Source organism: Rhizobium vallis (genome assembly GCF_003985155.1).
GTDB lineage: Bacteria > Pseudomonadota > Alphaproteobacteria > Rhizobiales > Rhizobiaceae > Rhizobium > Rhizobium vallis.
Genome location: NZ_ML133699.1, coordinates 47,495 through 70,329, shown reverse-complemented (window position 1 = coordinate 70,329; position 22,835 = coordinate 47,495). Strand labels below are relative to the sequence as shown.

Genomic DNA, 22,835 nt, shown 5'->3' with positions numbered 1-22,835 from the left:
ACGCTACCACTCTCGGAAATGACCATCCCCCCCTCGAATGGGGGGGTGCGATGAGGTATGAGGTGGCGTGAGGTAAAATACGTCCGGATCACGGATCTTGTACGGCGGGGTTCTATGTCAGGCACCAGAGCAGGCTAGAGGCGAAGCGGGAGGAATGATGGCGGTGGTTCCCCACATGAAACTGGCGCCGCGGGCGTTGAATTTCGAGGACATGGTGCGCCTCCGGCTGAAGCAGCACCTGACGACAGCGTCCAGCATGCGCGTCACGGTCATCACTGCGCCTGCCGGCTACGGAAAAACAGTCACGTTGCGGCAATGGCGTGAAATTCTACTGGCTCGAGGGGAACGCGTCGCCTGGATCGAGCTCGACCAGCGCGATGATGATCCATCGTCGCTATCGCGCATATTGCAACAATCAGTCATTGGAGAAGGGCTCCCTGCCGACCGGGGGTCCTGGCGCGCCAACCTCGACGCGTCGATCGACGGCATCTCGCATCTGCCAGGACGGGTTTGGCTACTGCTCGACAATCACAGTTTCGACCCTTGCGACGGCGTGGACGAAGTAATTTCTCACCTCATCGATAATGGGCCGGATTGCCTTCGCATCGTAATTTCCGGCCGAAGGCGGCCTCGGATACCGGTTACCAGGCTGCGTATCGCAAACCAGTTGCTCGAACTTTCGCAGGAGCAACTTCGCTACGATCCGGAAGAATCGGCCCGATTTCTGAAGATCGAACTCCCAGCGGACATGGATCTCCTCGACCATGAACTAATCACGGCCATGACGCGTGGCTGGCCCGCCGGCTTGAGGATGACGGTGACTATGCTCGGCCGTTCGAAGCGAGCTAAGGACGCTCTGGCAGCCCTGGCACAATTGCCTGCGGAGTTCGCAGAGTTTTTCGCGGAATGCCTGGCAACAGACCTGACATCTCATCAAGTAGCCCTGCTGGCTCGCACATCCATGCTCGACGAATTGAGCTTACCCTTGTGTCGGGCCGTGGCCGGCGCCGCAGGCATCGAAGATCTCTTTCGCCGGTTGCGATCGGGAGAACTTTTCGCACATTGCGTCGATGAAGGCGGCACCCGATTTCAGCTTCATCCACAGTTTCGCCAGTACTTGCAGACCTATCTGAATGAAAGGCTAAACGAAGACGGAAAGCTACAGAACGCCCGCGCAAGCGCCTGGTTCGCGCAGAACGGGGATTGGCAACTCGCCGTGCAGCACGCCTTCTCCGCCGGAAACACTCTTAAAGCAGTGGAGTGGGCGCGACAATGTGCGCTCGAAGAAGTCGCGAAAGGCAATCTCTCCATGGTTATCGGTTGGCTGGGGCAGATTTCTGTGAGCCAGTTGATGGGGGATGGCGCATTGCTGGCGGCAGCGGGCACGGCTTATGCCCTAAGCCTGAGACTGGACGATGCGAAGTCAATCGCCGGCATGATCGAAAATCTGATTGCCGCGTCACCGTCCGATCCCGATCTCTACGAACTTGCAGACTATCGGAAAAGCCTGTTGATCTTCATCGCATACATGTCAGACGACGGCACGGCGCTACTAGCTCTTGCCGATGAATTCCGCAGTTCCGTGTCGCAGGCCTGGTCTGTCCTCGTGGTGGGCAATGCCACGATTCATGGTCACTTGATCGGCGGCAACATCGCTCTTGCCCGCGGTTCCCTACAGCCGCTGCCCGTCGAAGCCGACCAACCGGCGCTGTCTTTTTCCGTCGTTTGCCGAAGTTGCCTCCTAGCTCTGTGCGACGTGGCCGAGAACAGGCTTGACGAGGCAGAACCTCGGCTCAGACAGGCATATGACTTGGCGCAGAGGGTCGTTGGGATCAATACGGCGCCCGCTGTGCTGGCAGCCAGCCTGCTTTCCTTCGTGCGCTACCAACGTAACGATTTATTCGAAGCGGAATTGCTGCTTTCAGGTCATCTCGATCTCATTGAGCAAACATGCCTTGTTGAAGGTTTGATCGCCTGCTATCTGACTTTGGTACGGATCATGGTATCCCGCGGCGACTGGAAATCGGGATATCAATTGCTTGAGCGCGGCGACGCGTTAGGTCGAAAGCGAGACTGGCTGCGCCTTAGAACCGTTTGCATCGCCGAGCAGATTCGCCTCAACTTGCTTCAATCTCGCGTAACACAGGCGCGTACGCTGATGACGGTTCTCCGGGGCATGATCCAGGCCCGGCCAGCGACCGACAGGTCACCAACATCGTTTGGTTGGCGATTGTTGAGGATGAGTGAAGGCCGACTGCTCGCTGCCGAGAACAAGCCGCACCGCGCGGCAGAGATTTTCGAGCGTCAAATGCATGAGTTTGCATGGGACGAGCAGGCAGGTTTGGAAGCAGGCATCGAATACAGCGTCTCGTTGCTGGCGATGGGCAGGCGTGGTCCAGCGATCGAGGGGATGATCAGTCTCCTGGCGCGAACCGAGCCGGGCGATATCATCCGCCCCTATATCGACAGCGGGGCGGGCGCGATCTTCCTCGTAAAGTCCGCTATCGCCTACTTGCAAAACAACGCCAGCCGGCGGGTTTCGCCTGAATACCTCGACCGACTGGCATCGGCCCTTGCGTTTATAACCGTCGAGCGGCCGCACTCCCACGCTGAGCCGTCGTTGGCACCGGCCCTGACAAAGCGGGAGCGCGAGTTGCTCAATCGCGTGCAGCATGGAATGACCAACAAGGAAATAGCGACCGACCTCGATATCGGCCTGGAGACCGTCAAATGGCATCTAAAGGCCATTTTTAAGAAACTGAAGGTCAGAAATCGAACGGAGGCTGTTTCGGTGATCCAGGCAGGCGTTATTCCCGATCAATAAGAAGATGGGGGATGAGTGCTACTGGTTGGCAGTTGAACGGAATCGAATCGCAAAGCGATAGTCGATGGTTGCTGAAAATTCCGCCTCTTGATGTTCAGTGGAACGATGTGAAGATCCGGCACTTATCCGAGCCTTAGACTATGCCGAGCCGATTCTCTGAAACCCGAGATTTCCGGCAAAGCCGGAAAGTAAGTTCGTCACAATATCCAACCGCCGCTGTTACAATTTAGGCGGAGACCAGCATGACCATGACACCAGCAAGAGCTCAATTCTTTCGCAAGGCATCGACGATTGGCTACATTAGGCGTGCGCGCGATTCCTCATAAAATACCTGCTAGTCAATCACGCCGCGATGGTGCGGACGTCACGTCTAGGTTCAGCGGCCTGAGCGGGTTCGTGGTCGAGAGTGAACTGATTGACCAGTTCGCGCAGCCTGCTGCCTCAGACGACAATGACGCGGCCGCCGCTGTGGATTGCTCGTCCATCGCAGCATTCTGCTGAGTGGACTGGTCCATCTGATTGACGGCCGCATTGATTTCCGCCAGTCCAGTGGACTGTTCACGCGCGGACGTGGCAATTGCGTCCATCAATTGATTCGGCCGCCGATTTGCGGACGGTATAGAGATTGTAGATGCGATCAGCCTTCCGACATTGGTCTGAGCTTGGCGCTACAGCACAAGCATAGTGTTTCGGTTCTTGGAATATGGAGAATGCGGCGGGATGCCTCTCTGCCACCGGTCGTCACTATGCAGAATGGTGAACGCCTCTGACGGCATCGGATCGCGAAACTGTTTGCGCGACGGGAGATTTCCGCTTTCCGTCGGTCTGTTGCGCCCTCCAATCTCGACTTCGCGATGAGCAATGTCGAGCCGCGCTTCTGTCGTCACAAAGGGATGCGAAATCCGTCATCTGATCGCCAGAGCCTCGCGAAATGATCAGCGATGAAGATGGCTGTCCATGTACCAGCAGAAATACGTATGATCGGCCGGTCGCCCTTCGCCGCGAGCCAATCCTCAATCGGTCGGGTCGCGGCTTCCATTGCTTGCACTAGAGCCAGTAGTTCCTCGCCAGCCTGAGTGAGCCGATAGCGATTGGGAGCGCATAGGCAGCGTTCGCTTGGTAGCTTGTTCGAGCGCGAGGACCCGTCGCCCAGCCGTCGCCGCGCTCAAGCCAAGCGCACGTGCCGCGGCCGAAAGTCCGCGGCCATTCGCTACATGATAGGGAATATGGAGATCTTCCTAGCTAAGGTTTTTCATTTCTGAAAAATACCCTTCGAATTTGTTAGCTTTCGTCGTCACCTAAAAAATAGTATTTCAAACTCGAAAATTAAACTTGGCTTGGTCTAAGTATATTTCGCTGCAGGCCCGTAGTAATGGAGGTTCTTATGCTTACACGTACCGAACTTGGGTCACTTTCCGTGTCGAACATGGCGTTCGGTGCGATGTACCTAGGTACGAAGACCAATCACGGAACTTCGATGGCGTTGCTTGACACCTACCTCGCGGCTGGTGGTAATTTTATCGATACTGCGGATAACTATACTTTCTGGGTCGACGGTGGAAAATCCGGCGATAGCGAACGGCTTATCGGCGAGTGGCTCGCCAACCGTGGCGGTCGCGACAAATTGGTTATAGCCACGAAGGTCGGCGCAAGGCCAACGGAAGAAGGTGCGTTTCTCGACAAGGCAGAAGGGCTATCGTATGAAGCTATCATATTGGCAGCGGAGATGTCATTGGAGAATCTCGGCACTGATTATATTGATCTCTACTATGCCCACGTTGATGACCGTACGGTTCCAATTGAGGAAACACTTCGGGCGTTTGATCATCTAGTCAGAGCCGGCAAGGTGCGTGAGATTGCGTGTTCGAACTATACCGCCTGGCGTGTTGAGCAGGCCCGAGCGACGAGCGCGGCTCATGGCTTCGCTTCCTACGTCGCCATCCAGCATCGTCATAGCTTCTTCAAGCCGGCACAGGGGATCAAGCTAGGCCTTGCCGACGCGCTTGGTGAGAGGGGCGGACACGGCGTCGAGAATGTTGTCGGATCGGAATTGATCGACTATGTCGAAGCTCACCCGGGCTTTCGTATTGTTGCCTATTCGCCACTGTTGCAGGGCGGTGTCGCCGACCCGAATCGTCTAGCAAAAAATTATCTCACTGCCGATAACAATAAGCGACGCACCGTTCTCGAAGAAATTGTCGCCGAGACGGGCGCTACGGCAAACCAGATCGTCCTGGCCTGGATGATGGCGACGCGTTCAGCTGTGATCCCACTAGTAGCCGCTTCGAAGCTGAATCAGCTTGAGGAAAACCTGAAAGCATCCAAAGTGATTCTCACTGCGGAGCAGTTGGATAAACTAAATGAAGCCGCATGATCTCTTGCGGGTTGTTAACCCCAGCTTGAGATTTGGGTGCTGAAAAGGCGCTCCGATTTGTTGGAGTGCGGGTTTATGATTCTCAATGTCATGGCCGAAAAGCTGAAGCGCCAGTCGAAGGACGATTTCAAGGGGCGGCAATTCGAAGCATGGCTGATCATTCAGGCGGTGTCGTGGTATCTGCGTTACCCGCTGAGCTATCGTGACCTGGAAGAAAAGTTCAAAGAGCGAGGCTTCGACGTGGATCACAGTTCGATCAATCGCTGGGTTTTGGCTTATGCGCCGATGATCGAAAGGCGGCTGAGACGCTTTCGGAAGCCGCATTGCGGTTCAGTTCGCATTGACGAGACCTATATCAAAATCCGTGGCCAGTGGCGCCAACTTTACCGCGCCATCGACAAATACGGCGATCCAGTGAATTTCCTGCTGACCGCAAAGCGTGATCTCGATACTGCCAAACGCTTCTTCCGCAAGATGTTGAAGGACGAACCGTTGCTTTCACCCGGCAAGATAGGCACCGATGGCACCGAAACATTTCCGCCTGCGATCAGGGATAGCGTCGAGGAAAAGCTGCTCACACCGGACCCGGTCCAATACGTCACCAAGCATTTGCAGCAAGGCATTGAAAGCGACCATTTCCGGGTGCAGAAGCTCATGCCGAAGGTCGGCGACTTCCGAACGTTCGACACTGCAAGGCGGACTATCGCCGGGTTCGAAGCCATGCTGTGGCTGCAGAAGGGCATCGGCTTTTCCGGTGGCTGGACTGTTAACACCAGAATGACGCACGCCTCTTCGGACTTCAAAAAGTTAATAAAGCGTGAAAATGCAGCCCGTTACGGCATAACTGCGCCCGCCGAAAAACTTTGCGACGCGCCCGGGCACGCCTGCATCTAGCAGCCGGCCTCAACGTGCGGGAAGCCGCCGCGCGGGTAAAGATTGGCAAGACCGCGCTCTAAAATGCCTTGAAATCGGAAGGGAAATGAAATGGTGAACCGCGACCGACTGTTCCTGCTGCGTCCGGGCTTCAATGACCCTGCTTATCCAGGCCAGCAGTTTTATTGCTGGCACTGCGCCCTTATGGAGGGTGTCTTGGCCTCCTTCCCGAATTTGGCAAAGAAGCTCGATGTTGAACGCATAGAATGGCTAAGGCCCAGACGAGGCGTGGCCGCCCTTGTAGGAGAGCAAAACCAGTCCTTGCCCTTGCTGGTTTTAGCGGAGGGGGATAATTCGCCTCATCAAACAGGGGTTCACGAGGGGCGCGTGTTCATCGCTGAAAAAGACAAGATCCTTGCCGCGCTATCGGAACGGCACGGCTTTCCGCAACCACATCCATGACCTGCGAAAAGCCGTTCTCACTTCATTCTGAAAAGTCGGACAGATTTACCACTTTCGTGTCGTGACGCCTCATAGCCTGGGACCGTTGCTACCGGCAAAGGGGCATCCATAGTTGTCTGGCGGCTTGAAGGCGATCTAGCGACAGATCCGGTGTGTTGGATACCAAGTTGCACATCCACTCGTCATGAATCAGATCGGACAATCGAGCATCGAACAGGCCATCGACGGCGGCTTGGACGACGACGTTCCTTAGATGGAACGAAAAAAGAATGCAGGCATCGCAGACTGCGACAAGGCGCGATTTGTCCGTTTTCTGGTTCGATATGGACAATGTCCACTTCACCGTTAATTAGCAATTTTCGCGGACAAAACTTGTGGATGCCATCAAACGTCCGTTTGTCGGACAGTCATTTTCCAGTTCGCTGCACCTGAGCAGCGAAGGGCGAAGATCAGAGAATGGCACGAAGAGCATTACTGAGCGATTCATGGTGGCAGCAGGCGCCAAGCATCCCGGATGACGGACCAATCCGACCTCGACCCCATCATGCGGTAGAATAAGGCCTCGAACCGGTTGGGTTTCGCCTGCGTTTTGGCCGCCCTGCGTTATCCGGGGCGGCCGCTTGCGGACAGCGAGGTCCTGTCGCTGGGCATGCTCTGGTTTCTGGCACGGCAGATCGGTGCCGATCATCACTGGAACGCGGGGAAACCGACATACCCGCGCTTTGAGCCATCCTACGCGAAGCCGAGCCCCCTTGCCGCAGTTGGTGCGGATCAACTCGTGCTAGCCTCGACCCACTTCACCCTCCTGAAACCCACGATCCGGGCCGAGTTCGGCGATGCCTTCGGCTTCGTGGACAGCGCAGCAACCGTTACGGCGGAAGTCGCTTCGACCCTGAGGCGCGAGGGCCTAAGTGTACCCGAAGGCGAAGGCGGCTCGACGACGTACCTGTTCACCGGGAATCTGGAACCCACCGCGGTCGTTCCGGTCTCATCCAGAGACGGCCTCTAAGTAATGATGTTAGAGTTGCCGAATACTTCGCTTGAGATCAGCGCGCCGGTTGGAAATACGGAGCGTCAGCAAGGACGAACACTCATGCGACGTTGATACGGCAGACTCTGTCACGGTTCGGGATGGCAAGATACCGCCGACCAGAATGACATCGTCTTGAGCCGTTCGCCCCACGCCATGGCCGCTCCGTCGCCTGCACAAAGAGCGATATATCCATCTGGCCTGATGACGATAAGCGTCGGTTCATCAGATGAAACGCCGAAGACCCTATGGATATCGCTCACGTCTTGAGGGTCGCGTGACGGCACGGCGCGATAGGCCTTATGTTCCGCGGTCCGGTTGGAAAGGATCGAAAATCCCTCCTGCAACAGGTGGCTGTTGAGCCAAATGGCGGTGAAGTGCGTGCCGCGGATCAGATCAAACAGGGAAGCATCATCACCGCCCTCAAGGCGGATGGTCGCACCCGGCGCACGATCTCCCGCCTGAACACGACCCGATGTGCGCCGCTGGTCTACTGCGAGTGCCGATCCCCTATAGTTATGTTCAGTATTGAATATATCCTGCCTGATCCGCTTTTCAGCCAAGTCTGCGCTCTCAAGGTCGATCCCAGTCGCGATCATCTCCTTTGCAAGGACACCGACGACGCCCGCGCCGATGGGGCGACGCTCCTTCTCGTAAGTGTCGAGCAGTGTCGGATCGTCTCCGCCGAACATGGCTGCCAATTTCCATCCGAGATTATAGGCGTCCTGAACACTCAAATTCAGTCCCTGGCCCGGCGACGTTGGAGGCGAGTGAGCCGCATCTCCAACAAGGAATGTCCGCCCGACGCGATAATGGTCGGCAAGTCTCGCACTGGGCACATGGCTCGTGATCCATCGGAGACCTGAGAGGTTAACCCCCGGCCAACCACATCGCTCATCGAAGAGCTTTTGAAGCAGACCCAATGACAGCTCATGCTGCGGCAGGTCGATCGGGATTGGAGCCACAAATTGGAAATATCGACTGTGAGAAAGCGGGCACATCGAAATACGGGCATTGGGCTTGTCCGGCAGAGACCAGTTCATCCAATATCTGTCGCTCAGTCCGTCGGCGAGCACGTCAGCGACAACATATCGTTCCTCACTCATTGTCTCGCCCGAAAAGCGGACGCCGATAGACTTGCGGACAAAACTTCGCGCGCCATCCGCACCGATAAGGTACCGACACGTCACTCTTTCCGCTCCCGATGGGCTGTCCAGAAGCGCATGCACACCTTCCTCACTCTCCAGAAGACGAATGAGCGGTGTGCCATATTCGACACGCACGCCCAGGCTTGCCAATTTTGTGCGCAGAATTTGTTCGAAGCGCCACTGCGGGATCAACAGGGTTTCGGTGAATGGCCGCTCTATGCCTGGATTCTCGATGGTAATACCGAGAAGGTCATAGACACACTTTTCCCACTTCAGGGTGGCTCCCTGGTAACTTTGCCAGCGCGGGAACTGTGACCCGCCTGCGAGAACCTCATCGATCACCCCGATGTCGCAAAGGATTTCCAACGTCCTGGGCTGCAGCCCCTTAGCCCGGGACGCCCGTTGAGGCTCCGCTTCCTTTTCCACGATGCGAACATTGATGGAGCGGCGTGCAAGTTCTATCGCTGCTATCAGTCCGGCGGGACCTGCACCAACAACCAGAACGTCCAGCTCCCTGACGGGACCGAGAGATGTCATGCTTGCCTCTTCCGATGTCGATATTCTATCATCGATAGATGAATGTCCCTATCGTTGATAGAGAGTCAAGGTTGGAATGGCGATAAGGCTCACCAAAGAGGAGATTGTAAGCGCCGCGCTCACGGTGCTGGACGAAGTTGGGATCGATGGCCTCACGACGCGGCGTGTCGCCGACCAGCTCGGGATTCAGTCGCCAACGCTCTATTGGCACTTCAAGAATAAGCGCGCGCTGCTGGATGCGATGGCGTATCGTATGATGGGAGAGGTGGCCAGACCGGACCCGGCCGATTTCCCCGATTGGAGATCGTGGCTGAGAGCCGAGGCTGAGGCGTTTCGAACGGCCCTTGCACGCTATCGCGATGGCGCGAAGGTTCATGCCGGATCGTCACCTGGACCTGAGCAGGTGTCTGACATTGACCATCATATCACGTATTTATGCAACGCTGGCTTTTCGCCGGGAGATGCCGCTCGCGCGCTTTTCGTGCTTGGACGCTTTGTCGTCGGCTGGATGATCGAGGCCCAATCGGGCGAGAGCCGGATGCTCCCCAGAGAGATTTTGGCGCAGGCGCCGTTTCTGGAACGCGCGGTTGCCGAAGTCCCGCAAATCGGAGGTCCTGACACGTTCCTCTGGGCCGTGGACACCTTCATAAAGGGTATGTCTCGGCACCATCCGAACGATCGGCTCTAACCGCGCCGCGATCGACGAGCCGAACGAGGCAGCGATGAGTCGTTACCCGACCCGCTTTCCACCTCCTTCACTGCCACGGCGCCGCCAGTCGCGCTCGCTCGCAGGGCGGCGGCGATCATCCAGGAGACCACCTTCTCCTCATTAGGAAGGCCTCCCGCGCGCGAATCGAAGGATTTCGCCACTGCCTCGATAGCGATCGCGTCACGTGCCAGTACCTCTTCGTCGAGGATTTGTGTCGGGAGAAGGCTGGCGATCTTGACCAGGGCGGAAAGGCGCAAACCCGGCGTGTCGGCTTTGCGGAAGAGCGGCTTTCCGTATTTGCGTAGAAACAGCACGGTTGCTGCTTCGCACGCGATTTATAATTAGACGGTCTTCCAGTTCCAGACGCCTGAGGTGTCGGACCCGCCGAAGGCGGTGTCCATCGCGTCGCGCAGGATCGCGGTGTCTATGCGCTGGCCGCGTTCGAAATGGGGGATAAGACGCGGCGCTGCCGCACGGATGGCCACGACGCTGCGGATGGTGGGGGCAAGCCGAAGCGGCGCGGCCTGAAGGGCCGCGATCGAGGACAGGTCGTTCATCGAGAAAACCTCAAGAAAGAGCGGAAACGGGACGAGCCGTGCGGTGCTCTCTCTCAACCGCTCCGGCTCAAACCCGTCCCGGCCGACCTCTCACTCTCCGGTACGTGGTCGCGTGATGTTTCCGCAGCGAAGCCGAACCTGACTATCGCACTCTGAGCCCACCGGCTGACGATTGGGCGTGCCCCTTTTAACGCGCGCTGGCGACAGGTCATCGGGAGATCGCCTTCCGATCTATCCGTCGGGTGAGGCATCCGCGTTCAGCCCAAGGACAACCCCACCGCCGGCGTGATATGGGCTGCCCGGCGCGCCGGGAGCACCGAGGTGGCCATTCCCGCAGCCACGGTCATGACGGCGACGGCGCTCAACGAGGCCCACGGAATGACGAGCGAGGCCTGGGCGAGGATCGGTTTAATAATGGTCTCGTAGCCGACAAAGGCGAACGCGACGCCTATCGTCGTTCCGAGCATCGTGGCGACGAGCGACAGCAGCATTCCTTCGATCAATAACATCTGCCGCAACTGCCTCCGCGTGAGCCCAAGCGCGCGCAGCAGCGCGTTCTCGCGGGTGCGCTCGAGAACGGAGAGCGCCAGAGCATTGGTGATGCCGATCAACGCCACCGCCACGGAGATCGCGAGGAGGCCGATAACTGACCACGTCAGGATGTTCAGCTGCCGGTCGCCCGCCGCGCGGGCCTGGAGATGATCCTCGATCTGTAGACCCGCGCCATCGGCCAGTCCATCGAGTTCGCCGACGAGCTTCAAGGGATCTTCGCCCTCGGCTGCCCTGATCCAGACGACTTGCGGTTCCGGATTGTTCGTGAGTTGCGCCAGGGTCTCAGGTGCGACCACGCCAGCCTGGCCCCAGCCGCCGAGGAAGACGACTTTCAACACGGCCTGCCGATCACCGATGCGCACCGTGATCCGATCGCCGGGCCGGATGCCCAGCGTCCTTTGGGACGAACGGAAGGCTTCACGGTCGAGCCTGATAGTGCCCGGCTCCGCCTGAGCAAACGTTCCGCTGTCGCGCGCGATCTGAACGGCGGCCGGCGCCGCGACGATGGCGATGGGTGTATCCCAGCCGCTGATCTGTGCTATGGCCCCATACACCGGAACCGCCTGATCGATGCCGGGTGTACGGCGCACCCTGTCGAGTAGATCGGCCGTGGTCGGACGATTGAGCGAGGTCAGCGCGACATCAATGGGAAACCGGGTGTCGCGGTGAGCATCTATCGACGTGCGCCACGTTACCATCCCGGCAACGACCGTGGTCGTTAGACTGACGCCGGTCAGCAGCGCGGCCGTGGTTGTAGCGGTACGCCTCGGATTGCGCACGGCGTTCTCGGTCGCCAACCGACCGATCGGGCCAAGACGCGTGCCAATGAGCCTGATCAAGCCGGGCACGAGGAGGGGGCCAAGGCACAAGACAGCGACGAACGTAGACGCGCCGCCCACGACCATCGACACCCTGTCGCCCTTCGCCATCGCGATCGTGAGCATGGCAAGGCCGGTGATGAGAAGCAGAGCAACAAGTGTCAAATGTTTCCGGCCAACGCCTGTGCGCAGATCTAGCGCGCGATGAGGGCGTAAGCCTTCAATCGGGCTTACGCGACCTACATTTCGGATCGGTAACCAGGAAGCCGTCAACGTCACGACAAGCCCGATAACGAACCCGGCCAGCAACCATGGCACAGGCAGCGCAGGGACGCCCATCGGTGTCAGCGGCGCGAGCACCGGGATGAGGGCGACCAAGCCGTAGCCAAGCCCGACGCCGGCCACAATGCCAGCTGACGATGCAAGTGCACCTACGATGGCGGCTTCGAGCTGGACGGATGTCAGCAGTTGTCGCCGGGTCGCACCGATGCACCGCAGCAGGGCGAAATCACGAACGCGCTGCGCGAAGAGGATGGAAAAGGTGTTGGCGATGACAAAGCTCGATACGAAGACCGCGACGCTGGCGAAGGCCAGCCCCATCAGGGCGAACGCGTCTGTTCCCTTGTTGAGCTTGGCGAGGCTTGCAGTGACGTAGGATTGCGCCGGTATGGCAATCATGCCATCCGGGAGGTGTCCGACGCTCCCACGAATGGCGACGCTGCCAACATGGAAGCTGGCCTCGTCGCGCCAAGCCACATATTGCGGCCAGGTGACGTATACCGAAGCCTGGGTCCACGTCGTGGGCGATTCAACGAGCCCTACTACGCGCATGTCTACGGCAGCGCCGCCTTCGCCGAGGCAGATGCGGTCGCCGACCGTGATCTTCCAGGCGCGCGCGTCCCACACATGCACGACCGCCTCACCCGGGCGTTCGGGGAATCGACCGGTGACGAGCTTTTGCCATCGCATCTGCGGCGCCGACGCGATCGGCCCCACCGCGGCTTTGCCCGCACTAACGGGAGATCCATTCACAGTGTGCGCCGCCAGCAAAACCCTACCGAGAGGCGATGCGTTGTTACCCAAACCATCGACCAATTCGATCGCCGCCGCCGTCTCCAGCGTCTCCGTGCAACAGGATGGGTCGCGCGAATGCGCGTTTGGATCGGCCCTGACGACATAGTCTGCGCTGCGGTAAGGCGCACCGTCGCTGGCCATCAGGCCTGCACGGGCGCCCCAGCCAAGGACGCCGATCGCGACAATGAATGCGACCGAGACGATGACGGCGATGGCGGCCGCGATGTATCGACGGGCATGGATGCGCAGCGATCCGAGCAAGACATTGCGCATCAGACAATCCGCCCGTCCTGCATCAGGATCACGTCATCAGCATAGGTCGCGGCGGCCTGATCGTGCGTGATCATCACGACCGTCTGGCCGAATTCGCGCGTCGAGCGCCGCAAATGATCGAGGACATCGGCAGACGCGGCGCTGTCGAGGTTTCCTGTAGGTTCATCCGCGAACAGCAGGTCGGGTTGCGTTATCAGCGCTCGGGCGATGGCGACCCTTTGCTGCTGCCCGCCCGAAAGCGCCGAGGGCCGGTGATCGAGCCGAGCCGTCAGTCCGAGCGTTCCGGCCAACGATTGCGCGCGCTCGCGCACTGTGTCGTCGATGCGATGCCCCGCTAATTCGAGGGGCAACAGGATGTTCTGCTGAGCGGTTAACATGGGCAGGAGGTTGAAGGACTGGAAGACGAAGCCGATATGCCGGCGCCGGAAGATCGTCAGCGCGTTGTCGTCAAGTGTGCCGAGCTGCGTGCCGCCAACTTCGAGCGTGCCGCCGCTCGCCCGATCGAGCCCCGCCAGGCAGTGCATGAGGGTGGATTTGCCAGACCCACTTGGCCCCATGATTGCCGTGAACTGGCCGCGCGCCAGATCGAGGTCGATCCCGCGCAGCGCGTGAACCAGGGTGTCCCCCTGCCCATAGGTCTTGATCAGACCTCGCGCGCTGGCGGCCGGCGCTTCAGATGACTCTGGTTGAATGATCGCGGTGGGATCGAATAGCATCATGCCGCCAGTAAGCCATCTGCGATGTTGTCGGCTTGTATCGGTTTTTCGATATGCTTACGATATGTCGCGGGTCGTAGTATAAACCGATCATGCGCGTGTTGATCGTCGAAGACGAACCCTATTTGGCCGAGGCTATCCGTGATGGCCTGCGGCTCGAAGCGATTGCCGCTGATATCGCCGGCGACGGCGACACGGCTCTGGAGTTACTCGGAATCAACGCCTACGATATCGCTGTCCTCGATCGCGACATTCCAGGGCCTACGGGCGACGAGATCGCCCGGTACATCGTTTCGTCCGGCCGGGGCACGCCGATCCTCATGCTGACGGCCGCCGACCGGCTCGACGACAAGGCGTCGGGGTTTCAGCTCGGCGCCGACGACTATCTAACCAAACCCTTCGCGCTTCGCGAACTCGTGCTCAGGCTTCGGGCGCTTGACCGGCGCCGCCTCCATAGCCGGCCACCCGTGCGAGAAATCGCCGGGCTGCGCCTTGATCCGTTTCGCCGCGAAGTCTTCCGCACCGGCAATTATATCGCCCTTACGCGGAAGCAGTTCGCCGTTCTTGAAGTGCTCGTCGCCGCCGAAGGTGGTGTGGTCAGTGCCGAACAATTGTTGGAGCAGGCCTGGGACGAGAATGCCGACCCCTTCACCAATGCCGTGCGCATAACGGTCTCGTCCCTGCGCAAGCGCCTTGGCGAACCCGGGCTGATCGCCACCGTGCCCGGCGTTGGTTATCGCATTGAAACTCAACCGGTCGCAGGGCCGGTAGGTGGCATCCATGTCTAGGATTTCGGGTTTCAGTGTCCGACTGAAACTGACGTTCAGCTATGCCGGCTTCCTTCTGGTCGCTGGCGTTCTGCTGCTCGGGATCGTGTGGCTCTTCTTGCTGCGCGGTGTGCCTGCCGAGTTGCTCATACCCAGTGCCGCCAATTTGCCGCGCGCTTTCAACCCGCACAATTTCGGCCCGATCGTTTTCGGCGCCGCCGCGTTGATCGCCATGATTCTCCTGTTGGCGTTCGGCTTGTTGGGCGGCTGGTTTCTGGCCGGTCAGATGCTCGCTCCCTTGACCCGCATCACTGACGCGACCCGTCTCGCCGCGAACGGGTCGCTGACACATCGCATCGGCCTGGAGGGCCGCACCGACGAGTTTCGCGAACTTGCCGATGCGTTCGATGACATGCTCCTCCGTCTCGACGCGCATGTTGCTGAACAAAGACGGTTTGCCGCAAACGCCTCTCATGAGCTGCGCACACCCTTGACGACGATACAGACGCTTCTCGACGTCGCCCGAGGTGATCCGGGATGCGATTGCGGCGCGCTCATCGAGCGCCTCCACGACGTAAACGCGCGCGCAATCGATATGACCGAGGCACTGCTGTTGTTGAGCCGTGCCGACCAGCTATCCTTCGCACGCGAGAACGTGGACCTGTCCCTTCTGGCGGAAGAAGCCGCCGAAGGCTTGCTGCCGTTCGCCGAGGCGCGTGGCATCACCATCGAGACCTCCGGTGACGTGGCGCTGACTTGGGGATCGCCGGCGCTATTGCTGCAAATGACGACCAATCTCCTGCACAATGCGATCGTGCACAACCTGGCCGGACCGGGATCGGTGTGGCTCATAACCGACACTTCTCGCGAGAACGTCGAACTCATTGTCGAGAACACGGGCGAGGCCCTCGCACCCCAAACGGTCTCCACGCTGGTCGAGCCGTTCAAACGTGGCGCCGAGCGAATCCGCGCCGACCATGCCGGCGTTGGGCTTGGCCTGGCGATCGTAAAAAGCATCATTCAGGCCCATGACGGAACGCTCAGCCTCACGCCACGTACGATCGGCGGCCTCCGGGTCACGGTGCGGCTACCGATTTCATCCCCTCGGGCTGACGGATGATGGCTCGGAAGATCAAACTGGTCGGGGCTGTCGCAAAGTTTTCTTGTTAACCCCAGCTTGAGATTTGGGTGATGAAAAGGCGCCCGATTTGTTGGAGTGCGGGTTTATGATTCTCAATGTCATGGCCGAAAAGCTGAAGCGCCAGTCGAAGGACGATTTCAAGGGGCGGCAGTTCGAAGCATGGCTGATCATTCAGGCGGTGTCGTGGTATCTGCGTTACCCGCTGAGCTATCGCGACCTGGAAGAAAAGTTCAAAGAGCGAGGCTTCGACGTGGATCACAGTTCGATCAATCGCTGGGTTTTGGCTTATGCGCCGATGATCGAAAGGCGGCTGAGACGCTTTCGGAAGATGGCGGCCTCGGGGGTGCTGTAGTTCGTCAGCACCTTCGTGGAGAGTATCTTCCCCGCGTATTCCATCGCAACGTCGGTGAGTGCACCGCCGCTGTCGACGCCAATCCTGGCTTTTGAGTTGTCCATCTGTCTATGCCCTATTCTGGAACGTATTTCTGATTGATGCCACCCGTCCGCTCGTCCCCTGATTTTTATTGGCTCTGCGGCCGGCTGAGCGGCAAAGGTCTGATCACGGACTGAAGGAGATCTGATTTTTTTCAACGGGATTGTGCCCCTTCCGCACCGATGCGACTTGGACGGTTTTCGGAAACTGTGTAGACAAAAACCGTCTTGCAGCGCAAAGATACGTCCCAAAGATATGATCACCTGGGTAGGAAATACCGAATTTGGTTTCGACAGCGAAAAATACGCTAACCCTCAAAACCAAGAGGGCGCTTCAGGAGAGGATCCTCGACGACGCGACGAAGGTCGGAGACAAGCTTCCTACGGAGAAGGCCCTTGCCCTTGAGCTCGGAGTCAGCCGGACAACGATCCGTGAGGCTATCGCGGCACTGCGGGCCGACGGCCTCCTGGAGGCGAAGCATGGTGTCGGCGTGTTCGTATCCCAGAAGCTCGATCTGGATGCGCACGCCGTGCAGGGTTCTGATAGTTTCCATTTTTCCGCATCCATGCTCGACATTCTCGAATTGCGGATGGCAGTGGAGGTTCACGCTGCAGGACTGGCGGCCTCCAGACGATCATGGGCTCAGGAAGAGAAAATCTGGCAAGCAGCGGACGCGTTCAAAATGGCATTCGCCAACAACGATTCTACTGAAGAAGCGGACTGGGCCTTCCACCGCTCCATTGCCGAAGCCACGAACAATGAAGCCTTCCGTGAGTTCTTTGACCGCATGGGTCTAGCCATCCGCCCTTGGCGCGCACCGCAAGGTGCGAAGCTTGGCACCCTGATCACCCCGCCATATCTCAGCAAATCCATCGACGAACACGACGCGATCTGCGAGGCTATTGCCACTGGGGATGTCGAGCGTGCACGCGAATGTATGAAAAACCACATCGGTCGGAGCCAGATGAGGTTCCGCGGCCTCATGCGCGGGGCCGATGAAAATGACTTGGAGACCAGCAATGTTCTTGACGGCGAGCAGTGAGATACTTTCGTTGGATCGTACCAAGACTAGACTTCTCAGACGTTGGGGATGTTGAAGCGCCGGCCACGCGGCCTTATAATCACCGAACCGTTACCAGCCGACTGGGAAAGGTTGTCAGTCAGATCGAAAAGTGGGAGGTCGCGCGCGCCTATCGTACCAATCCTGCCGGCAAGTCTCCCGTTTTCTTTTCAATTGATAGCGCCTTTCTTCGTGTCGTCCCCGGTTATCAAAGCCGGCGATCAGATATCTTTCGCGCGGCGATACACGCTCGGATGGTGGTTGTGGCCATGAGTAACTATTCTTGCGACCTTTGAACTATTTCGGTTCGGGCCTTTTTGTACGGGCGACACTTGCGCGCCGCCCTCTGCCCTACAGCTTCTCAGCATCTCAATCCTTGAGCAGGGCCTGCGCGGCTTCAATGCCGAGGGCGCGCGGGCGCTCGCAAGTGGTCTGAAGGGTGAGAACTTTCCCGCTCTCGCCTGCCTTGAGCAAACCGGTTAAGACTTCCACCACGTGCAGCGCTACATCAAGGCCGCAACGCGGGGTTTCGCCGGTTTCGTGCGACAACATCATGTCGGCGAGTCCAGCGCAGCGATAGTTGGCACGCGGAATGGTGTCGTCGAGGTTCTGGTTGGGCTTGCCGAACGGATGTTCCCACGGCGCGACACGGCTACGGGAACCATCGAGTGCTGCTGTTTCGAGTTCTCCGCCGAAGTAGTTCGGGTCGGGCACGAAGATCGATCCATCGGTGCCATACAGTTCGATATTGTGGTGGCCGTGAGCCGCGACGTCCCAGCTGGCACCGATGGTAACGATGGCGTCGTTGTGAAATTCAAGCACGCCATGGATGGTCGTGGGCGTGCCAACCTTGATGACGGTACCCTTGTAAGGTCCTTCGGCCGTCACTTCACGTTCAGTGCGTGCCATATTGGTAAAGGATGACAAGCGCTTCACCGGCCCCAGCAGATGCACGAGATCGGTGATGTAGTAAGGACCGAGATCAAGGATCGGGCCACCGCCAGGCTGAAAGAAGAAATCCGGATTCGGGTGCCAATGCTCCATGCCACGGCTCATGACGTGAGTTGTGCCGCTCATGATCTTGCCGAGCTTGCCGGAATCGATGATCTCCCGCGCTTGCTGGTGAGCGCCGCCCAGAAAGGTGTCCGGAGCCGACCCGACCTTGAGATTGCGCTGATCTGCCGCTTTCTTAAGGGAAAGTCCTTCTTCTACGGAAAGAACAAAGGGCTTTTCCGAATAGGCATGCTTGCCCGCGGAAATGATGTCGTAAGACACCTTATAGTGCGTCGAGGGAATGGTGAGGTTCACCACGACGTCGATCTCACTGTTTTTCAGGAGCTCATCCGGGGTCTGCGCAGCGACGCCAAACTCCTCGGCGCGCTTTTGCGCAGCCTCCGGCATTTTGTCCGCCACGGCACGGACCTCGAGGCCCTTAAACAGGGGCGCGAGACGGAGGTAAGCGGCAGAGATATTGCCGACACCCATGATGCCGACTCCATAGGTCTTAGCCATTTAACTTACTTCCACTTGCTAACAGTAGCGAATGAGCGCGTGCCGAAACGGATCGCGTTGGTCGGGTTGTCATGCTCGGCAACGAAGTACTGCGCCTTGGTGCGCGATTTTACTTCCTTGATCATGTTGTCCCAGCCGACAATGCCATGACCGACATCAGCCCAGCCGCTTTCCTCCAGGTTTTCGCCTTCGGTTGAAATATCTTTGACGTGCACAGCGGATATACGGTCGCCGTAGCGGTCGAACCAGGTTAGTGGATCAACCTTCCCGCGGAGGACCCAGGCCACGTCGCATTCCCATTCGATCTTGGGGGCGGTCTCGAGGATGATTTCCATCGGCGTGCGGCCGGTGGTAGTCGCCTTAAACTCGAAATCGTGGTTGTGCCATCCAAAGCCGTAGCCGGCAGCGGTAACCTTCTCGCCGATCGATGCTAATGTCTCCGCCAGTTCTAGCCACTCGGCTTCATGTTCGCTACGCTTGTCGGGACTGATGGAGGGGCAATGCAGGCGCTTCATACCCAGAGTTTCAGCGGTCTGGAGCGCGGCGTCGGTATCCTTGAGCTGATCGAGGCTGAAGTGACCTGTCGGCATGGAGAGGCGGTTCTTGTCGAGCTCGGCGCGTAGGGCGGCGGCGTCGGCATAGAGGCCGCCATAACCCTCCACCTGCTTGAAGCCGATTTCGGACAGCTTGGTCAGGAGTTCGGAGAACGACGGGTAATTACGAGCGCTGTAGAGCTGAAAGGAGAGTTCGGTCATTGTGGCCTCTTTGCAGTTTTCAATCGGTACGGCAGGCTGAATCCTGCCTTTTGGTGTCATCCCAGTGCTCGGGTCGAGCGCAAGGGCAAAGTTTGGATGGGATCCATTCCAAGTTTGCAAAATGAGCCCGGCCGTCGCCGGGCGACAGTCGGTAGGGGTGGGACATGAGCCCCACCCAAGTTCCTAAAGACGGTTTTCGGACTGCGCGTCGAACAGCGAGCCGCGTGCGATGTCGAAGCCGACATTGACCTTGTCGCCTACAGCCAGAGGGATGTCACTGGAGCATCGGAAGGTGACCGGGGTGCCGGCTACCTTGGTCCAAGCGAGGGTTTCGGATCCCATAGGCTCGACGATTTCGACATCCGCAGTGGTCTGGAACGGCATGGAGCGAGCCGCATCGCCCAAAAGGATATGTTCAGGCCGAACGCCGAGAACGGCCTTGGTCGAGCCAGAGAGGCCGCCGGCAAATTCATAGGCGCCGACCGGGATGCGTGTGCCGTCGCCAGCAATGAACGTATCGCCTTCGACCATTCCTTGAATAAAGTTCATCGAGGGCGAACCGATAAAGTCGGCAACGTAGAGATTCGTTGGCTTGTTGTAGATGGTGTGCGGATCGGCAAGCTGCTGGATCACGCCATTTTTCATGATGGCAATGCGATTTGCCAGCGTCAAAGCCTCGATCTGGTCGTGGGTCACGTAGATCATAGTATTCTTCAGGCGCTGGTGCAGGCGCTTGATTTCGACGCGCAGGTCGGACCGAAGCTTGGCATCGAGGTTGGATAGCGGCTCGTCGAATAGGAACACATCAACATCACGCACCAGAGCGCGGCCGATGGCAACGCGCTGGCGCTGGCCGCCCGACAGGTTGGCCGGCTTGCGCTGCAGTAGCGGCTGGATCTGTAGAATTTCGGCAGCACGGGCAACGCGCTTGTCGATTTCCGCCTTGGGCATGCCGGCGACACGGAGGCCAAAACTAAGGTTCCTTTCCACCGTCATCTGCGGATAGAGCGCGTAGGACTGGAACACCATACCGATGCCCCGATTTTTGGGCTCTTCCCAAGTGACATTCTTGCCGGAGATGAAGATTTGTCCGTCGCTGATCTCGAGCAGGCCCGCGATACAGTTGAGCAGCGTGGATTTGCCGCAACCCGAGGGCCCGAGCAACACGATGAACTCGCCCTCTGCTATATCAAGGTTAAGGTTTTCAAGAACCTTGACGTTGCCGAAGCTGAGCGTGAGGTCTTTGATGGAAACGCTAGGTTTCATGAGACTAACCCTTGATTGCGCCAGCAGCGATGCCGCGGACAAACCATTTGCCGGAAACGAAGTAGACGAATAGCGGTACAAGGCCGGTGATAATGGTAGCGGCCATGTTGACGTTGTATTCACGTGTGCCGGTGGTGGTCTGGACGATGTTGTTGAGCTGGACGGTCATTGGGCTGTTTTCGCGACCGCCAAAGACCAGTCCGAACAGGAAGTCGTTCCAGATGCCGGTGACCTGCAGGATGAGTGCCACAACGGCAATCGGCAGCGACATGGGCAGCATAATCTGGAAAAAGACCTGCCAGAATCCGGCACCGTCGACGCGGGCCGCCTTGAAGAGTTCCGCAGGGAGCGCGGTGAAGAAGTTGCGAAACAGCAGTGTCAAGATCGGCATGCCAAAGGCGGTATGCACCAGGACGATGCCGGTCAGCGTACCAAAGAGGCCAATCCGGCCCATGCCGATGATCATGGGGTAGACGACGACCTGGTAAGGCACGAAGGCACCGAACATCAGAACGCCAAAGAGGAAATCGGCGCTCTTATACTTCCAGAAGCTCAAGGCATAGCCGTTGATCATGGCGATGACGATCGAGATCGGCACGCTCAGAAGGGTAATCTTTACCGAGTTGAGGAAGCCGGGCTGGAGACCACGGCATTCGATGCCGGTACAGGCGGCGGACCAGGCCTTGATCCAAGGATCGAAGGTTAGTTCGCGCGGCCAATTGAAGAGCAGGCCGTCGCGGATTTCCGGCATGGTTTTGAGCGAGGTCACGACCATGACCCATAGCGGTATCAGGAAGAAGATCGCCGTGATGATCAGAAATGCGTAAACGCCGATCCGGTCTGCGGTAAGCCGCTTGGGCAACGGGCCGCGCGGTTCGCCAGCAGCGAGTGTCCCGGGTGCGTGGGCGCGATTATCAGCAGTAATGGTGCTCATTTGGCGTGTTTCGCTTTCATTTCAGCGCGGATGCGAAGGCCCTGAACCAGAAGCAGGACCGCAAGAACCGGCAGAAGCATCAGGGTTGCCGCAGCCATGCCCTGGGCCACGTTGCGGGCATTGATCTGCTGGATGACGTAGAGCGCGGGCATATAGGTGCTGATACCCGGTCCGCCCCCGGTCATGGCGACCACAAGGTCGAAGACGCGGATGATGCTCACGGCCTGCAGCACGAGCGCAGTCACGATGGCGCCTTTCATCATCGGCAGGACGATAAAGATGTAGGAGCGCCAGGCGGGAATGCCGTCAATCTTGGCCGCTTTCCAGATTTCGCCGTCAACTCCGCGCAGGCCGGCGAGCAGGATGGCCATGGTGACGCCGACCCCGTTCCAGAAATTGCCCACCACAAGCCCGATCAGCGCGGTGCCGGGATTGGAAATCGGAGCGAAGCGGAAATCGGTCCATCCCATAGCCCGAACTGCGGACTGAATGCCCAGATTTGGGTCCATCATCCATTGCCAGACGAGACCGGTGATCACGAGCGACAGGGCGAAGGGATAAAGGAAAATGGTGCGTAAAAGGTCTTCATTCTTCACTCGTTGGTCGAGGAAGACCGCGAGCAGGAAGCCGAACACCATATTACAGACGATGGCGCCGAAACCAAAGATCCAAATATTGGCAACAGAAACGATCCAGCGCGGCTCGCGCCAAAGATCGAAATACTGTTTGAAGCCAATGAAATGAAAGTTGGGGAACAACCTTGAGTCGGTAAATGACCAAATGACGGTAAAGATGATGCAGACAATGTAGATGAGAATGGCTGTGGCGGCCATTGGGAGAGTGCCGATAACCGAGGGAAGCAGCGCCATCCGGCGGCGATTGCGCCCGGCTGCCTTGAGTTGCTCGACAGACCCGATCTCAGCAGAGTTGTCGGCTGGCAAAGTCGTTGCCATCAGAGCCTCCTTCGCGGCGCTGCGTCCAAAAGAAAAGTGGCCACTAGAGGTGGCCACCGGGAGTTGT

General features: G+C 58.5%; 17 protein-coding genes and 4 pseudogenes. 10 read left to right on the top strand and 11 right to left on the bottom strand.

Going from position 1 to position 22,835, the window contains the following annotated elements; translation table 11 throughout:
- The first annotated feature begins 157 nt into the window (after positions 1-157).
- Complete coding sequence (locus EFQ99_RS29395; RefSeq protein WP_164736461.1) at positions 158-2,824, top strand: LuxR C-terminal-related transcriptional regulator; 2,667 nt, start codon at positions 158-160, stop codon at positions 2,822-2,824.
- A gap of 342 nt (positions 2,825-3,166) precedes the next feature.
- Here the strand turns inward: EFQ99_RS29395 and EFQ99_RS29390 are convergent.
- Together EFQ99_RS29390 and EFQ99_RS36340 are read right to left on the bottom strand one after the other, a co-directional pair.
- Positions 3,167-3,420, bottom strand: a pseudogene (locus tag EFQ99_RS29390) (methyl-accepting chemotaxis protein); the annotation flags it as partial.
- A 417-nt stretch (positions 3,421-3,837) separates the two neighbouring features.
- A complete protein-coding gene (locus tag EFQ99_RS36340; RefSeq protein WP_425376293.1) occupies positions 3,838-4,050 on the bottom strand; it encodes a helix-turn-helix domain-containing protein in 213 nt (70 codons plus the stop codon).
- A 158-nt stretch (positions 4,051-4,208) separates the two neighbouring features.
- On the opposite strand from EFQ99_RS36340, the gene EFQ99_RS29380 reads away from it, so the two are divergent.
- The 4 genes and pseudogenes from EFQ99_RS29380 to EFQ99_RS36335 all read left to right on the top strand — a co-directional run bounded on the left by EFQ99_RS29380 (position 4,209) and on the right by EFQ99_RS36335 (position 7,542).
- Positions 4,209-5,198 (top strand): aldo/keto reductase, encoded by a 990-nt coding sequence (locus EFQ99_RS29380; protein ID WP_164736460.1) that lies wholly within the window; start codon positions 4,209-4,211, stop codon positions 5,196-5,198.
- A gap of 75 nt (positions 5,199-5,273) precedes the next feature.
- Positions 5,274-6,019, top strand: a pseudogene (locus EFQ99_RS29375) (IS6 family transposase).
- Between the two features lie 166 nt (positions 6,020-6,185).
- Positions 6,186-6,533: a DUF3088 domain-containing protein gene (locus tag EFQ99_RS29365; protein ID WP_126924738.1), complete on the top strand. Its 348-nt coding sequence runs from the start codon at positions 6,186-6,188 to the stop codon at positions 6,531-6,533.
- A 571-nt stretch (positions 6,534-7,104) separates the two neighbouring features.
- Positions 7,105-7,542: a hypothetical protein gene (locus tag EFQ99_RS36335; RefSeq protein ID WP_126924669.1), complete on the top strand. Its 438-nt coding sequence runs from the start codon at positions 7,105-7,107 to the stop codon at positions 7,540-7,542.
- 110 nt (positions 7,543-7,652) lie between these two features.
- On the opposite strand, the gene EFQ99_RS29355 is transcribed toward EFQ99_RS36335, so the two are convergent.
- Positions 7,653-9,248, bottom strand: a complete 1,596-nt coding sequence (locus EFQ99_RS29355; RefSeq protein ID WP_126924668.1) for an FAD-dependent oxidoreductase — start codon at positions 9,246-9,248, stop codon at positions 7,653-7,655.
- Positions 9,249-9,324: 76 nt separating this feature from the next.
- On the opposite strand from EFQ99_RS29355, the gene EFQ99_RS29350 reads away from it, so the two are divergent.
- Positions 9,325-9,936, top strand: coding sequence for a TetR/AcrR family transcriptional regulator C-terminal domain-containing protein (locus EFQ99_RS29350; protein ID WP_126924667.1), 612 nt, complete (start codon positions 9,325-9,327; stop codon positions 9,934-9,936).
- Between the two features lie 233 nt (positions 9,937-10,169).
- Here EFQ99_RS29350 and EFQ99_RS35700 read toward each other — a convergent pair.
- From EFQ99_RS35700 to EFQ99_RS29335, 3 genes and pseudogenes are all read right to left on the bottom strand, one after another.
- Positions 10,170-10,514: pseudogene (locus EFQ99_RS35700) on the bottom strand (hypothetical protein); the annotation flags it as partial.
- A gap of 257 nt (positions 10,515-10,771) precedes the next feature.
- On the bottom strand, positions 10,772-13,231 hold the full coding sequence (locus tag EFQ99_RS29340; protein WP_126924666.1) for an ABC transporter permease: 2,460 nt from the start codon (positions 13,229-13,231) through the stop codon (positions 10,772-10,774).
- Positions 13,231-13,947: an ABC transporter ATP-binding protein gene (locus EFQ99_RS29335; RefSeq protein ID WP_208722833.1), complete on the bottom strand. Its 717-nt coding sequence runs from the start codon at positions 13,945-13,947 to the stop codon at positions 13,231-13,233. The genes EFQ99_RS29340 and EFQ99_RS29335 overlap by 1 nt, the downstream gene beginning before the upstream one ends.
- 92 nt (positions 13,948-14,039) lie before the next feature.
- Between EFQ99_RS29335 and EFQ99_RS29330 the strand changes: the two genes are divergently transcribed.
- The 4 genes and pseudogenes from EFQ99_RS29330 (at position 14,040) to EFQ99_RS29315 (ending at position 17,330) form a co-directional block, all read left to right on the top strand.
- On the top strand, positions 14,040-14,735 hold the full coding sequence (locus tag EFQ99_RS29330; protein WP_126924664.1) for a response regulator transcription factor: 696 nt from the start codon (positions 14,040-14,042) through the stop codon (positions 14,733-14,735).
- The gene (locus EFQ99_RS29325) at positions 14,728-15,834 is read left to right on the top strand and encodes a sensor histidine kinase (protein WP_126924663.1); all 1,107 of its coding nucleotides are present in this window, start codon (positions 14,728-14,730) and stop codon (positions 15,832-15,834) included. Before EFQ99_RS29330 ends, EFQ99_RS29325 begins: the two co-directional genes overlap by 8 nt.
- A 106-nt stretch (positions 15,835-15,940) precedes the next feature.
- Positions 15,941-16,183: pseudogene (locus EFQ99_RS29320) on the top strand (IS6 family transposase); the annotation flags it as partial.
- Between the two features lie 388 nt (positions 16,184-16,571).
- Positions 16,572-17,330, top strand: a complete 759-nt coding sequence (locus EFQ99_RS29315) for a FadR/GntR family transcriptional regulator (protein ID WP_126924662.1) — start codon at positions 16,572-16,574, stop codon at positions 17,328-17,330.
- Positions 17,331-17,717: 387 nt separating this feature from the next.
- Here EFQ99_RS29315 and EFQ99_RS29310 read toward each other — a convergent pair whose 3' ends face one another.
- From EFQ99_RS29310 to EFQ99_RS29290, 5 genes are all read right to left on the bottom strand, one after another.
- Positions 17,718-18,860 (bottom strand): Gfo/Idh/MocA family protein, encoded by a 1,143-nt coding sequence (locus EFQ99_RS29310; protein WP_126924661.1) that lies wholly within the window; start codon positions 18,858-18,860, stop codon positions 17,718-17,720.
- Positions 18,861-18,865: 5 nt separating this feature from the next.
- Positions 18,866-19,615: a sugar phosphate isomerase/epimerase family protein gene (locus EFQ99_RS29305; protein ID WP_126924660.1), complete on the bottom strand. Its 750-nt coding sequence runs from the start codon at positions 19,613-19,615 to the stop codon at positions 18,866-18,868.
- A gap of 183 nt (positions 19,616-19,798) precedes the next feature.
- The gene (locus tag EFQ99_RS29300) at positions 19,799-20,881 is read right to left on the bottom strand and encodes an ABC transporter ATP-binding protein (RefSeq protein WP_126924659.1); all 1,083 of its coding nucleotides are present in this window, start codon (positions 20,879-20,881) and stop codon (positions 19,799-19,801) included.
- 4 nt (positions 20,882-20,885) lie between these two features.
- A complete protein-coding gene (locus tag EFQ99_RS29295; protein ID WP_126924658.1) occupies positions 20,886-21,815 on the bottom strand; it encodes a carbohydrate ABC transporter permease in 930 nt (309 codons plus the stop codon).
- The gene (locus EFQ99_RS29290; RefSeq protein ID WP_245441601.1) at positions 21,812-22,825 is read right to left on the bottom strand and encodes a carbohydrate ABC transporter permease; all 1,014 of its coding nucleotides are present in this window, start codon (positions 22,823-22,825) and stop codon (positions 21,812-21,814) included. Before EFQ99_RS29290 ends, EFQ99_RS29295 begins: the two co-directional genes overlap by 4 nt.
- Positions 22,826-22,835: the final 10 nt, after the last annotated feature.